The 14,258-nt window shown below is 48.9% G+C and carries 10 protein-coding genes and 1 pseudogene; 1 reads left to right on the top strand and 10 read right to left on the bottom strand.

All coding sequences use genetic code 11. From position 1 onward, the window contains the following. Positions 1–163: 163 nt before the first annotated feature. The 5 genes from hpdA to SRRS_RS09700 form a co-directional block, all read right to left on the bottom strand. Positions 164–1,111, bottom strand: a complete 948-nt coding sequence (gene hpdA, locus SRRS_RS09720) for a 4-hydroxyphenylacetate decarboxylase activase (RefSeq protein ID WP_371368326.1) — start codon at positions 1,109–1,111, stop codon at positions 164–166. 41 nt (positions 1,112–1,152) lie between these two features. After that, positions 1,153–2,454, bottom strand: a complete 1,302-nt coding sequence (locus SRRS_RS09715; protein WP_371368324.1) for a nitrate/nitrite transporter — start codon at positions 2,452–2,454, stop codon at positions 1,153–1,155. A gap of 90 nt (positions 2,455–2,544) precedes the next feature. Next, on the bottom strand, positions 2,545–2,811 hold the full coding sequence (gene hpdC / locus SRRS_RS09710; RefSeq protein WP_371368323.1) for a 4-hydroxyphenylacetate decarboxylase small subunit: 267 nt from the start codon (positions 2,809–2,811) through the stop codon (positions 2,545–2,547). A gap of 4 nt (positions 2,812–2,815) precedes the next feature. Next, complete coding sequence (gene hpdB, locus SRRS_RS09705; RefSeq protein ID WP_371368321.1) at positions 2,816–5,530, bottom strand: 4-hydroxyphenylacetate decarboxylase large subunit; 2,715 nt, start codon at positions 5,528–5,530, stop codon at positions 2,816–2,818. Between the two features lie 316 nt (positions 5,531–5,846). After that, positions 5,847–7,055: an MFS transporter gene (locus tag SRRS_RS09700; protein ID WP_371368319.1), complete on the bottom strand. Its 1,209-nt coding sequence runs from the start codon at positions 7,053–7,055 to the stop codon at positions 5,847–5,849. A 205-nt stretch (positions 7,056–7,260) separates the two neighbouring features. On the opposite strand from SRRS_RS09700, the gene SRRS_RS09695 reads away from it, so the two are divergent. Next, a complete protein-coding gene (locus tag SRRS_RS09695) occupies positions 7,261–7,908 on the top strand; it encodes a 3D domain-containing protein (protein ID WP_371368317.1) in 648 nt (215 codons plus the stop codon). A 1,193-nt stretch (positions 7,909–9,101) separates the two neighbouring features. Here SRRS_RS09695 and SRRS_RS09690 read toward each other — a convergent pair. The 5 genes and pseudogenes from SRRS_RS09690 to nikB all read right to left on the bottom strand — a co-directional run bounded on the left by SRRS_RS09690 (position 9,102) and on the right by nikB (position 14,246). After that, on the bottom strand, positions 9,102–10,256 hold the full coding sequence (locus SRRS_RS09690) for an amidohydrolase (RefSeq protein ID WP_371368316.1): 1,155 nt from the start codon (positions 10,254–10,256) through the stop codon (positions 9,102–9,104). Positions 10,257–10,445: 189 nt separating this feature from the next. Beyond that, positions 10,446–11,398, bottom strand: a pseudogene (locus SRRS_RS09685) (ABC transporter ATP-binding protein). Next, positions 11,365–12,390 carry an ABC transporter ATP-binding protein gene (locus SRRS_RS09680; RefSeq protein ID WP_371368314.1) on the bottom strand — a complete coding sequence of 342 codons (1,026 nt, stop codon included), beginning with the start codon at positions 12,388–12,390 and terminating at the stop codon, positions 11,365–11,367. Before SRRS_RS09680 ends, SRRS_RS09685 begins: the two are co-directional and overlap by 34 nt. Before the next feature lie 15 nt (positions 12,391–12,405). Continuing rightward, entirely contained in the window at positions 12,406–13,293 is an 888-nt protein-coding gene (locus tag SRRS_RS09675) for an ABC transporter permease (RefSeq protein ID WP_371368312.1), read from the bottom strand. Between the two features lie 23 nt (positions 13,294–13,316). Continuing rightward, complete coding sequence (nikB, locus tag SRRS_RS09670) at positions 13,317–14,246, bottom strand: nickel ABC transporter permease (protein ID WP_371368310.1); 930 nt, start codon at positions 14,244–14,246, stop codon at positions 13,317–13,319. Between the last annotated feature and the right edge of the window lie 12 nt (positions 14,247–14,258).

The following is a 14,258-nucleotide window of genomic DNA, read 5'->3' as shown; positions in this document are numbered from 1 at the left end:
CCTCCGAAACTACGCATTGAACTACAAAAGGACTAATCATTTTCCTTTTATTTACATTTCGCTAATTAGACAAAAAAACCTTTTTCGGAGACAGGCATCTTCTGCAACCAGCCAAAGCAAGGAGACGGCTGTTCCCAAACCGCCTCCCGCTCGCTATTTTGTTCTAAAACGGGGTTTCGTGGCCGACATAACAAATAATTCCCCGGCGTTGAATCATTTGCTGAATATGTCTCAGCTTTTCTTCCGGAACAGGCTCGGTTTCACTATAGGGATAAACCATACCGCACTGCCGCCATTTTGAATCACCTAACCGGTGAAACGGCAGAATATTGATTTCCTCTAAACCTAAGCTGTTAACATACGCCGCTGTAGCCGTTATGTTGGCGTCATCGTCATTATACCCCGGTATAATGGGTATGCGTATGACCAGTCTGCCGTTCCATCGCTTGGATGCCAGCAGTCCGATATTTCTTAAAATGGTCTGGTTCCCTACCCCGGTTTGCTCCCGGTGCTTATTTTCATCCATATGCTTTATATCAACAAAAGCAAAATCCACATATTTCATTACCTCCATGAAGATGTCCTCAGAAAAACAGCCGCTGGTTTCAACCGTTGTGTGGATGTAGGCTTCCTGGCACCGTTTTAGGACCGCGGTAAGAAAACTGTGTTGGGTCAGCGGATCACCGCCACTAAAAGTCACACCGCCTTCCCGGCCCCAGTACTGTCTGTCGCGATTCACTACCTTAAAAACATCAGGTACGGTATACCATTTACCGCAGGGCGCCAGTGCTTCCTGCAAGCAGGCATCGACACATTTCATGCCGGTGCAGTTCTTACATTTGTTCCAGTCAATAGTCACCGTGTCTTGACTGGTATCTGCCGTAATGGCCTCCTGCGGGCACGCACCTTGACACCGGCTACACCCCTGTTTGCCACAAACACATTTTGACACCCGGTACATGGTCCGCTGGCGATTTTCCCACCCCTCCGGGTTGGCACACCATTGGCATCTGAGCGGACAACCCATCAGGAAAAAGACCGTCCGGCAACCGGGGCCATCATGAACAGAATAGCTTTGAACATCAAAAACTAAGCCCTTAGTTTCTTGCAATTCTCCCCCTCCTTTTGCTGCGCTAGCTAGTCCGGGTTTCCTTACATTTTTCCAGTCTTAGAAAACGTATCGCCGGCCGGAACCGATGGTGTTGCCGATAAAGGCAGCAGTGCGGCCACGATCGCCGAAAGTATAAATGATCCCATAGCGAAATTTATGGAGTTAGAATAGTTACCGGAAATATCAAACAGGTAACCTCCCAGATAACTGCCCAAGGCCGGCCCGATTCCCATAACAATTAACGTAGCCAAACCCCATATTTTTCCCAGACTGACCCGGCCATAGACAGCGCCGGTATAGCCTACCACTCCGCCTGGTTCAATCGCCCAGTAAACGGCAAACAGCACGCAGGCCAATAACCCATATCCGACCGAAACACCGGTCATGAGTAAGCTTATGCAAGCCACCGCACCCACAATCGGGGCAAACACCAGCATAACTTTTCGGCCTTTAACTTCATTTTTTAATATACCAACTACCTTATCGGCCACAATCCCCATTATCGGCATACTAAAGATCCCGACAATACCAATGGCAACATAGAGATTGGTAGCCTCATTGAGCGACATCTTGAGGTCCTTCGTCCAGTACATGACGACTTGTGTCCAGATTAGGAACTCGGCTACCATACTGGTAACAAAGGCGAAAATAGCTCCCCACACAGCCAGTTTGCTGAAGGCTTCCCCGACTCCCCATACATACTCGGGCTTGGGAGCGGCCTGGGTTCCGGCCGGCGGCAATCCGAATGGTTGCAGCCCGTATTGTTCCGGATTTTTCTTAGCTAAAGCCGAGGCTACCAATAAGGCCCCCAACGTTACAAAAGCCAGATAAAACATGGCAGTACGCCAATCCATAGTCTGTAATACCTTTTTTACGCCAAGACTCAATACCACCTGCGCCATCGGCGCGCCCATAAACGCGAGACCCCACATCTTAGCGTAGGACTTGCCGACAAACCATTTACGAACCGATACGGTAGAAGATACCCACAGCATACCGGTACCGATGCCGGCAAAGATTGCATAGGCAGCATAGTAAGCGTAGAGACTCTCTACTAAACTTGTCAGGTAAAAGCCCAGCATACCAAAGACGGCAGCAATAAAATAGACCGGTTTTGTCCCCCACTTATCAATAATCATGCCGCTGAAGAACGCCGTCACGGCATAAATCGTCATCATGAGTGAATACCCCAGTGATGTCTCCGCAACCGACCAGCCCATGCCTTTGGCCATCGGCCCCAATAATACGGAAAAAGTCGCTCTATATCCGAATAGACAAAAAACGGCAAGCCAGGCAGCCCCAATAACCATATAGGACATCCTTTTAGCATTGTCCTCTTGCATACTTTCCCCTCCCATAATCTAAGTTGAATAACCTCGTATTGCAACCGGGAGGATGCATGATTTGCACCCTCCCAGTTTTGGTTTATTTAGCTACGCTTGACTGTACTTTTCACAGGTTACTGTTTTGAGGTCGGCCATCGTCCAATAATTATCGCCAAACCCTTTACAGGTTCCAATGCCTTTTTCGTCGGGATTAACGAAGTTAGTGCAGTTTTTGCACTTGGCTACCGCCGCAAACTTCGGACAAGGTTCGCCGTCAATCAGCACCTCGGTATTATTGGTAAGACAAAATCCTTTGGCGACGTCGATGGGAATAAACGAACAGCAATCGCTATGATTACATTGACATTTACTCATCACATTACACCCCTTCGTACTCAGTTCTGGCGATAACTTCATCTTGAATCGGCTTGCCGATTTCTACCCAATATTGGGTGAATCCGGCTACACGGACAAGCAATTCCCGATAATCATCCGGTTTTTCCTGAGCATCTTTCAGCACTTTGGAGTCAACAACATTGTATTGGATATGGAAGCCGCCACGTCTCATATACGCGCGGGTAAGCTCTAACAGCTTTCTGGAACCGGCGTTTCCTTGTACCGCACTTGGATGGATTTTCAGGTTCATCTGGGAATTCTGCGATTGAGAATGATCCCAGCAGGTAGCTGAAGTGAATAAAGCGTAAGGACCATTGCGGTCGGTTCCGGGATAAGCCGACATCGAACCGTCGGAGTAGGTAGTACCGGCAAGCCGGCCATCCATCGAAGCCAGTGTTGCCGCCCCTTGCGGTCCATGTGTGGAAACGGAAATCTGACAAGAATACATCGGTTTGCCATATAGGGATTCAGCCCCACGGCACATTTCACAGAACCACTCTTCATATTCTTTCAGAATGGCATCGGCATAGCTGTCATCATTGCCATATTTCGGGGCCCGCAGGCAATCACTGTGGATAACGTCAAATTTATCGGAAGCCTCTTCCCGTTTTTCCTGGGCTGCCAGCGAGAAACTGCCAATCTCAGCTGCATTTTTGAAGCCGAAGTTTTCCCGTAAAGCTTCTTTGATTTGTTCGAGGGTATATTTCTTTTCGTCATACACCAGTTTTTTAAGAGCGGCCAAGGAGTTGACCATCGTAATCTGACCACAGCTTTCCACGTTAAAGGTGGCATTGAAGCGGTAGCCCATATTGCCAATATGTTGGCCTTTTTCCAGACAATCAGGTTTCAGCAGGGAGTTAAATACGGCCATATTCTGTTTACGCCAGATATCATGCTGAATGTTGTTGGTTGTTGCCAAACAATCCACAACCAGTTCGTAGTACTCTTTGTACTGCTCCCAAATGGCCTCATAACTTTCAAGAGGTTTGTTGTGCTCCGGCAATACCTGAAACTTAATCCGGTAGTCATAGCCATTGAATAGTACTAATTCCAGAATTTTGGGGTTAGCGATAAAGTGAACACCAACACTGGTTGGCTGACCGGCGCCGCCGGGAATCCAATATTTTTTACCGTTTAGCGTGAGTTCTTTCCAGACGCAAGGGGAGGTTTCCAGACAGCCGCCGATGGCTACCGCTCTGGCATCTTCCATAGTCATACCCTCGGCCGAATATTGACGAAGCATGAAGTCAATGGCGCCGCGATTGTTCATCCAGGCGGGATAGCCGGTACCTGTTTTATCACATTCAATCGCTTTCAAGACGAATTCTTCGGGTAATTTTTCGTCATATAAAACAGACAAGGTAGGTTGTGGGCATTCGCACTTAATACCAGCTTCCAGTATCAACATTTCCAGGCGATTGGCCGCTGACTGACCATCATGAGTTAGCCCGCCAAGGCTAAGGTTATTGAAGGTATTTCCCGAAAGTACGCCACCGACAACACCCATCGAGGCAAAGCAATCAATACAGGTCATTTTTATCCGGTGTTCTTCCAACAACTCTACCACCTGATCTTCGGTTATGCGGCCGGCTTCCATGTCTTGCTCAAACCAGGGATATAACACTTGCCCAACACGTCCCGGTGACATGCCGGAAATAGCGTCTTCATTGATAACCCCAATGTGAATGAGGTACAACATTTGTAAGGCTTCACGGAAATTCCGCGGTTGATTATGAGCGATCCATTCCATACAATCGGCAATTGCCTGATACTCACCCTTTTGCACCGGATCATCGGTCCGACCCGCCAACCGCTTAGCTTCCTTGGCGTAGTTCAAATGCCAAGCCTGGATACCTTCCAATGTCAAGATGGCGGCTTCATAGAAGTACAGGCGGTCCATACCGCTGACACCATCACCGTCGGCCCGGCCGGCAACTTTGTTCTTACCGGCTTTGGCCATCGCAAGCAAACCATCATAGCCATATTGCAAGGGGAAGTAATAGTTGATAACTTCACGGCCCTGAGGCAGCGTATAACCAGAGTCGAACATGCAGATAACGGCTTTCATAACGTTTTCTTTTATCTCATACTCCGGAACCATTTGCTCGTATTTATGGCCTAAATCATCTACCGACTTACCCACCCAAGCTTTCGCCAGTTTCAGCAATGCCGGGACTTCTTCAGCTCTGATGCCAAATTTACCGGCAATAGATACAACATTGCCAAAGCTCTTGGTTACATTGCCGCCGCCGGAACCAAACTTACTAACTTCGTCAGCACTGGCGCCACCTTTGGCCAGCGCGGCCTGATACAGCTCATCTTCTTTCGCCATGAAAAAGCCTTCTGACAACCACGGCATAGGGAATGAACCGCGATAATACGCAGCTTTGCTGCCGATCAGTTGTTCACCCGGCCAAATAACCGGAGTAATATGGGAAAAAGCATGCTTCAATGCTGCCGCCCGGCGAACAACCGGAATTTCGTGTTCAAGTTCCTGATACTTCCGGGTATACCAATACGGAAACTCCATGGAAACTGAGGACAAGGTTCTGAAATATTGGTCTCTTAGCTTTTTAGTCCGGGGGAAGGGTTCTTTTTTCACTTCCCGTTCCACCATCTCGACAGGAGCTTCCCCGCCATACTGCAGGTTCATGGATATTCCTTTTTCCGCTAGGATGTCAACCAATTTCTGCGCCATAAACAATCCTCCCCGATTTGATTTGAAACTGCCTTACTGTCAAATACCGCCTTGTCTACCCCGCTAAGTTATCACCTCACAATGGCGGCAAAATCCTTGCAAGTTAGAGCGCTTGCCTTCATTGTAGATAAAAAAAAACCTTGGCCATATTCGCCAAAGGTCTGAACATCTGTCTAAAATTGCCTGTCTATTCGTTCTCCAGTCGGATACATTCACATAGGTCTGTCTTATGACGTAAAGGAATCCATCTTTACACATACAAAAAAAATAAAGGACTCTTCTGTTTCAACAGAAAAGTCCTTCCGACTTAGGCCACTTAAGTTCCACTGCTATCTTCTGCAACCGCCAATTTCAGCCCCGCCATGTCATCACTAATAAGCAGAGTTAACCCGAATGCAATGATAGGCAAACACGCAAGTATGTCAAACACGACCGGTAATGACCAAATGTCTGCAATCCGTCCCAACAGCAGCACCCCCATAGCACCTAATCCTACACTAAAACCAAGCGTTAAACCGGAAGCCATCCCCACATTCCCCGGCATCATTCTTTGGGTTAACACCAAGCTGCTGGCAAAAGCAGCCGAAAGACAGGCACTGGTAATACCAAGAATGACAAACACGCCCGCACCGGGAACCATGTTAAATACCGTTAGCAGAACGCTAACAGGCACAATGGACCACAACATCACTTTTTTACTGCCGTATTTGTCGCTCAATAATCCTCCTGCCAATGTTCCGGCAGCGCCGGCTGCCAAAAATACGGTTAACAGTGAACCGGCATACATAGCGTCACCCTGAAGATAGGATACATAATAAAGAGGTATAAACGTGCTGATGCCTGAGCTGACAGTAGCCCGCATGAGAACTACACCCAATAAAGCCGCCAGCGATACAGTTACCATTCCTTTTAGACTGCCAAGGCTTGCTGCTTTTTTAACTTCCGGCGGCGGCAACGTCGCCACAAGCCGATACAGCAGGAAACCTGTAATTATACAGGGGATTACGTATACACCGACATAATTCATGAGCGATTCCGCCAACAGGAATCCCATGAACAATGAACCTAATGCAAAACCGGCGTTCCCCCCCACTACAAACATACTAACGGCTTTTCCTTTCGCCGCCCCGCTTAACCGGTTGACCGTCTTGGCTCCTTCCGGATGAAAAGCAGCAATCCCCAGACCGGTTAAGGCCGTACAGACTAATAACAACCAATAGCTATTGACCAAGAAAGAGGCTAACATGGACATCCCCGACAATGCGCAGCCCGCAGCCATAAGCCATGGTCGGGGATTCCGGTCGCTCCAATAGCCAAATACAGGCTGAATAACCGATGATGTTAAATTTTGCATTAGGGCAATGGCACTAACTTCTGCATAACTTAGTCCGAATTTTGTCTTAAAATACGGCAGTGCTACCAAGAGGGCTCCCTGAGATAAATCCGTAACCAAATGTCCCAATCCAACCAAGGGCACACCCCGGGGTACTGCCCTGACCATATCAACAAGTTTAGAAAAAGGCATTTTCACCCTCCTGTCATTTAGTCCTTCTATTATTGCATATCCCACACTTTCTTGTAAATCTATCACTTTTTGAAAATTACCACTTCCCCTGACATGCATGTTTTTTTGCATATCTTATTTTCGCGAACTGGATTAATATGGTACAATACTGTTAAAAATTGCTTGTCCAACAAAGTATACTAATAAAAAGCGGAGGAATGGACTAATGCAAAAGAACTGGCGTATCTTAGGTATGAGCCTCCTACTACTTTTTGCTACTCTGCTCATGACCACTGCAGCAACGGAAGCTGCTCCTCCTAAGAAGTCCCCGGTTAAACCGCCTGCCTCCCAGGGATCACGCGAAAAAAAACCATCGCCTAACATTAATAAAAGTGATGTAAAAGTAAAACAGTTACAGCAACTGCTGGCAGATACCGGCTTTTATCCCGGCCAAATGACCGGCGTATTAGACAGCACTACCAAGGATGCCATTATCCGGGGACAAAAGGCATGTAAGCTGGCGCAAACCGGTAAATATGATCAAAAGTTAGTTGAATTACTGACACGGGAAGCGCGCAATAAACCCAGTAAATACCGCAAAAAAATGACCATGCAGGCAACTGCCTATACGTCACAGGATCCCGGCAGTGGAAATCTGACCAAACGGGAGCACCGCCTGCGCAAAGGACTTGTGGCGGTTGATCCCCGGGTCATTCCCCTAGGCACCCGCCTCTACGTGGAAGGCTACGGTTATGCGGTAGCCGACGACATCGGCAGTGCCATCAAAGGCGCTAAGATTGATCTGGCTTATGAGAACCGTAAAGAAGCGCTAAAATTTGGCCGGCGCATGCTTACCGTGTTTGTGCTCGATTGACACACGGCGAGAGAAATTTACCCCAGAGAAGATAAGAAAAACCGTTAACGCGTTCCTTTGGCTTTGCACACGCCAGTTGATTCTGGAATGCAAGGGTCAGGGTTTTACTTTTGTCATTGCCAAGTAAACAAAAGGTCTAGGCCCAAAGCCTCCAAAAGCTGAAAGGCCGGAGGGGTACGGGAGCTGCCGGGGTCACCGTCTCCTGGCTCAACCGGGGCGTAAACTTACTGAGGCGCAGGCGGCCGTTATGCATAAGCGGAGGTTAAGCGCCAGCGGCGCAGCGTTGTATAATGGTCGCCTATGCCGGGCTTTGTTCCTGGCACCCTTTTTTCCAGAAATGACCGGAAGAACGAGGCCCGAAGGAACGAACAAGACGGTGCTTTCCATTCCTTACATTCCTTGTTTTCGTCCTTCCGACCATTACGGAAATGACCGTCCCGCAGGGTGGAAGCAGGCCTTCCTTGCGGGATTAAAAGGGCAACTGTTTGAGCGCAGCGAGTTTTGCCCTTTCCGCAAGGAAGGTCTGTTTCCAAGGCCATTTCCGTACAGGTCTTGATTTTTTGGTACTTTTGTATCAAGACAAAAGTACACTACGGGCATAACTTTCTCCTTACCTTGCTTCGCCTAACAGCCTGGGTCTCATAAATTTATACTTCTTACAGTCTCCATTTCAATGCGCGGACCTGAAAAGCCAGGGGTTACGGGAGCTACAGTTGTCATCACCTAATTCACAGATGACCTTGATTTATAAGGTCTTTCAGCACCTCAAAACTTATAAATCCTGCGGAGCACCTTTTTTCCAGAAATGCCGGAAGAACGAGGACCGAAGGAACGAACAAGACGGTGCTTTCCATTCCTTACGTTCCTTGTTTTCGTCCTTTCGACCATTACGGAAATGACCGTCCCGCAGGGTGGAAGCAGGCCTTCCTTGCGGGATTAAAAGGGCAACTGTTTGAGCGCAGCGAGTTTTGCCCTTTCCGCAAGGGAGGTCTGCTTCCAAGGCCATTTCCGTACAGGTCTTGACTTTTTGGTACTTTTGTGTCAAGACAAAAGTACACTACGGGCATAACTTTCGCCTTGCCTTGCTTCGCCTGACAGCCTGGAGTCTCGTACTTATCTTACAAAAAAGCAGTCCGTACCCGAATAGGTACGGACTGCTTTTTTGCGATAACTCTGTAGTGGCAACTGCCCTCCTATGCTTCTGTTGTCACACTCTCCAAAGCTCCATCGACCATTACCAGCTCCGGACGACTGGACAGGTGGAACGGATGACCGCTCCACACGACAAGGTCGGCGTCATAGCCTGGCGCGATACGGCCAAGCCGCTCCGCGTAACCTAATATTTTGGCTGCTTCGGCCGTAATCATTTGCAAACCTATCTCTTCCGGCAAACCGAAACGAGTAGCTAACCCTGCGTAGACAGGTAGGAAGCAACTGGGGATAACTGGATGATCGCTCATCATGGCAAAGCTGACGCCATTTTGGTAGAGAGCAGCCGGCGCCGCCATGCTTTTGTCTTTTAATTCTAATTTAGCGCGCGTTGTCAGAGTAGGCCCAAGTATGACAGGAACATTTTCTTTGGCAAGTACTTCGGCAACCAGATAACTTTCGGTAGCATGTTCGATAATAATGTCCAGATCAAACTCTTTGGCAATCCGAATAGCCGTAATAATATCGTCTGCCCGGTGGGCATGGGCCCGGAGTGGCATTTCCCGGCGCAGGACACGGGCAACCGCTTCCATCCCTAAATCGAATTGCCAATCTTCCTTGCCCTGCTTTTTACTATACTGCTTGGCCTTATAAAAAGTCTCCCGAATCAGATTAGCCGTCGCCATCCGGGTAACAGGAGCCCGCTTCTGGTCAATACCGTGACAACGCCGCGGATTTTCGCCGAAAGCGACTTTAAGGCCAGCCTGCTTACAGATAACCATTTCATCGGCAGTGGGCTTCGGTTTGGTTTTGGCGATGACACATTGGCCGCCAACAGGATTGGCGCTCCCAGGAGCAATCATAACGGTAGTGATCCCGCCCCTGTAGGCTTCGTTGATACCAATATCGGCAGGATTAATGGCATCCAGCGTATGCATCCCCGGAGTAACCGGATCGCTTTTTTCATTTACATCTTCGCCGGCCCAAGCCATGCCTTCCCCGTACACGCCCAAATGGGTGTGAGCGTCGATTATGCCTGGTGTTATGATTTTATCGGCCACGTCAATACACCGAAAACCGTCAGGCACGCCAATATGGCAGCCTACCGCCAGAACTTTACCTTCCTTAACCAGTATCGTGGCGTCCTCCATAGGATCGCCATTCATGGTAAAAACTTTTGCCCCAATTAATGCAATCATAGACATCCTCCTCTTTTACCAAACTATGCGGTACATGGACACTCATTACTCACTGCGTCTGACTAATTTATCCGATGACTAACCCGTTCTAATACTCCCGTCCTCTGTAGGCGGGAGTAAAGAACGGCTAAGTCCCTGGATAATTCGACTAAGATTCAGGTGGGGTTAAAACCCCATCTGAATCAAGTCTCATTTATGGCTAAAGTGGCAGGCCGCATAGCGGTCTTGGCCAACCGGCAGCAACTCCGGCGTCTGCTCAGAACAGATTTCCTGCCGGTAAAAGCATCGTCCGTAAAAGCGGCAACCCGGTGGCGGATTGACCGGACTAGGGATATCCCCTTCCAGAATAATCCGCTCCCGCTTACCATCCAGCTTGGCCAGCGGTATCGCGGAAGCAGCGCCTGGGAATACGGGTGAACGGGATTTACGAATATGGACTTATAATCAGCTACCTCTACAATTTTGCCCAGGTACATAACGGCAATCCGGTCACTGACATGTTTGACAACACTCAGGTTATGCGAGATAAAGAGATAGGTCAAACCTAGCTCACGTTGTAAATTTTTGAGCAAATTAAGGATTTGTGCCTGAATACAGACATCCAGCGCCGATACCGGTTCGTCAAGTACAATGAACTCGGGCTTCAAGGCCAACGCCCGCGCTACGCCAATCCGCTGGCGCCGGCCGCCGTCCAGTTCGTGGGGGTAAGTGGTTATCAGGCGTTGTGCCAGCCCCACAGTATCCATGAGTTCCTTAATCCGTGCTTCCTTCTCACTTTTCGTCTTATACACACGGTTGACATAGAGCGGTTCGGCAATGAGCTCAAAGACCGTTAACCGGGGATTGAGCGAGGAATAGGGGTCCTGAAAGACAATCTGCATCTCGCGGCGCGCTTCTTTTATCTGGCGCGACGTATATTTCAGCACGTCGTCACCGTTATAGAGTATCTGCCCGCGATCGGCTTCTAAGAGGCGAATCAGCAGACGCCCTGTGGTAGATTTGCCGCACCCGGATTCCCCAACCAAACCTAATGTTTCGCCTTTATCTATATGGAAAGATATATTGTCTACCGCGTGCAGCAATCCCTTCTTTGTCGAAAAGTACTTGGTCAGATTCTGAATGTCCAGCAATTTTTCAGCCATTCCCGGTACCTCCCCCCCCCTGAAGTTGCCTGATACATGAGGCAGGCAACAAAATGCCCCGGCTCGGCTTCGACCATAGCCGGCCGTTTTTCCACGCAAGCCGCCTGCGCCTGAGGGCATCGCGGATGGAATGTACAGCCTGAGGGAAGATCGGTGGGATCAGGCATTAGTCCTTTTATCACCTTTAGCTCGGTCTCGTCGGTATCAATATCCGGCACCGAATTAAACAACCCTACTGTATACGGATGCAGCGGCTTTAGGAATAACGGGCGTTTGTCGGCATACTCCACAATAGTACCGGCGTACATGATGGCCACTTTGTCACAAATCTCCGCCACAATTCCCAGGTCATGCGTAATCATAATCAGGGAAGTTTGGTATTTGTCCTTTAGCTCTTTCATGAGTGCCAATACCTGAGCCTGAATGGTGACATCAAGCGCCGTCGTAGGTTCATCGGCAATCAACAAGGCCGGATTGCACGCCAGCGCGATAGCAATCACTACTCTTTGCTTCATACCACCGCTAAACTGATGGGGAAAATCCGGCGAGCGGCTGGCCTGGATACCTACTGTCTCCAGCATTTCCCCCGCTTTCTTCATAGCTTCGTCCTTACTCAGATTAGTATGCAGGCGAATCATCTCGGCAATTTGTTCCCCTACCGGCTGGACCGGATTTAGGGAAGTCATCGGGTCCTGAAAAATCATGGCAATTTTATTACCGCGGATTTCCCGCATTTCTTTATCGCTTTTTCTTAACAAGTCTTCCCCGCTTAATAAGATCTGCCCCTGGATGAACCGTCCGGGCGGATTGGGAATAAGACGCATTATGCCCAGAGCTGTTGTGGTTTTGCCTGCTCCTGTTTCCCCTACAAAACCTAATGTTTCTCCCTGTCCGAGGCGGAGGTTCAGGTTTTCGACAGCCCGCACAGTCCCTTCGTAGGTTACATAATGAATGGTCAAATCCTTAATCTCTAACAGTGGCGTTTGCTTCATGGATTACCTCCTCCGTCAATTTTTCAGGCGCGGATCAAGGGCATCCCGCAAGCCATCGCCCAACAGATTTAATCCAAATATCGTTATCATAATCGCCAACCCCGGAAACATAGTCATAAACCAGTAGTTGCGGATATATCCTCTCCCGCCGGATAACATAGCGCCCCACTCGGGTGTGGGCGGTTGTATGCCAAGACCGATAAAACTCAACCCGGCCGCTGTCAGTATGGCGGTAGCAATCCCCAGCGTTGACTGCACAATAAGCGGGGCCAATACGTTGGGAATAATGTGTTTTAAGATAATACGCAGGTCACTGGACCCAACGGCTTTGGCCGCTTCCACAAATTCCTGCCCCCGGATGGCCATAACCGAAGCCTGTACGATCCGCGCATATTGAGGAATGGAAGATATACCGACAGCAATCATCAGATTTACCAAACCGGGTCCCAAAGCCGCTACAATAGAAATAGCCAACAGAATCCCGGGAATAGAGAGTAAAATATCCATGGTCCGCATAATCACTTGGTCAACTTTGCCGCCATAATAACCGGCAAGTGCGCCAAGCATTCCTCCCGCTACCAATGATATTCCCACAGCAATAAAGCCTACCTGCAAAGAAATACGCGAACCGTAGATTACACGACTAAAGATATCTCGGCCAAATTCATCGGTACCGAACGGATGCTGCCAACCCGGCGACTGAAAGTTCTCCTGCAGATTTTGTTTGTCATAGGGATAGGGCGCGAGGATATCCGCAAACAAGGCAGTAAATAGCAGCGCAAGGATAATCAGCAAGCCGGCGACAGCCAGTCTGCTGCGTTTAATCCTGCGCCAGATTTCAGCCAGATAACTCCTGTTTTTCTTCGGCGGAATGACTTCTTCCGGTAATTCGTGACGTTCCATTCTCGGGGGCCCTCCTTTCCCGCTTATTTATATTGAGAACGAATCCTGGGATCAACGTAGGCATATAAGAGATCGACTAACAAATTAATCACACTGAAGGAAAGGGCAATAAACAGTACCCCGCCCTGGACAACAGGAAAGTCACGCATCTTTATCGAATCCACCATCAGTCGGCCGACTCCCGGTATGGAGAAAATCGACTCTGTCAGCACCGCCCCGCCTAATAGCTGTCCGAACTGCAACCCGATAACGGCAATAATGGGAATAAGAGCATTGCCCAAAGCATGCTTTAAAACAACAACGGATTGTTTTTGTCCTTTGGCCTGGGCCGTGCGGATATAATCCTGACGGATGACCTCAAGCATACTGGAGCGGGTCATCCGGGTGACAATGGCTGCGGTCATAGCTCCCAGCGCTAACGCCGGCATAATCATATGCTTGATACTGTTAAATCCCGAAGCCGGCAGCCACCCAAGATAGACGGTAAATAGCAAAATAAGAAGTAACCCCAACCAAAAGACCGGCATGGATACCCCCAGCAGGGCAATGATCATAGATACCGTATCAAATACGGAATACTGTTTTATCGCCGAAATAATGCCGATGGGAATTCCGATAAGAATAGCCACCAGCATGGCCGAAGTTGCCAATGTAAAGGTAGCGGGAAAAGCTCCGAGTATTTCCTGCATAACAGGCCGGTTAGTCACATAAGACCGTCCAATATCCTGCTGCAATACAGCCTTTTTTACATAATTGTAATACTGGATAAGATAAGGCTGATCCAGACCCATTTCCTCCCGCATGGCTTGGACGGCCTCCGGCGGCGCCTGTTCACCAAGGATGAGCTTGGCCGGATCGCCGGGTGTAATATACAACAAGGTAAAAACAATAAAGGTAACGCCGAACAATACCGGAATCAGGAAAAAAATCCTGCGTAACACATATCTAATCAAGGCAACGCCCCC

The organism is Sporomusa rhizae (assembly GCF_041428845.1).
In the GTDB taxonomy this organism is placed as follows: Bacteria; Bacillota; Negativicutes; order Sporomusales; family Sporomusaceae; genus Sporomusa; species Sporomusa rhizae.
Note: the sequence above shows the minus strand (reverse complement) of the source record. Positions and strands in the feature narration are given on the sequence as shown.

Bases quoted from the DNA above. Each gene is read 5' to 3' on its own strand.
- SRRS_RS09695 (WP_371368317.1), top strand. From the start codon at position 7,261: ATGCAAAAGAACTGGCGTATCTTAGGTATGAGCCTCCTACTACTTTTT.
- SRRS_RS09715 (WP_371368324.1), bottom strand. From the start codon at position 2,454: ATGCAAGAGGACAATGCTAAAAGGATGTCCTATATGGTTATTGGGGCT.
- SRRS_RS09690 (WP_371368316.1), bottom strand. From the start codon at position 10,256: ATGATTGCATTAATTGGGGCAAAAGTTTTTACCATGAATGGCGATCCT.
- hpdC (WP_371368323.1), bottom strand. From the start codon at position 2,811: ATGAGTAAATGTCAATGTAATCATAGCGATTGCTGTTCGTTTATTCCC.
- SRRS_RS09675 (WP_371368312.1), bottom strand. From the start codon at position 13,293: ATGGAACGTCACGAATTACCGGAAGAAGTCATTCCGCCGAAGAAAAAC.
- hpdB (WP_371368321.1), bottom strand. From the start codon at position 5,530: ATGGCGCAGAAATTGGTTGACATCCTAGCGGAAAAAGGAATATCCATG.
- SRRS_RS09680 (WP_371368314.1), bottom strand. From the start codon at position 12,390: ATGAAGCAAACGCCACTGTTAGAGATTAAGGATTTGACCATTCATTAT.
- SRRS_RS09700 (WP_371368319.1), bottom strand. From the start codon at position 7,055: ATGCCTTTTTCTAAACTTGTTGATATGGTCAGGGCAGTACCCCGGGGT.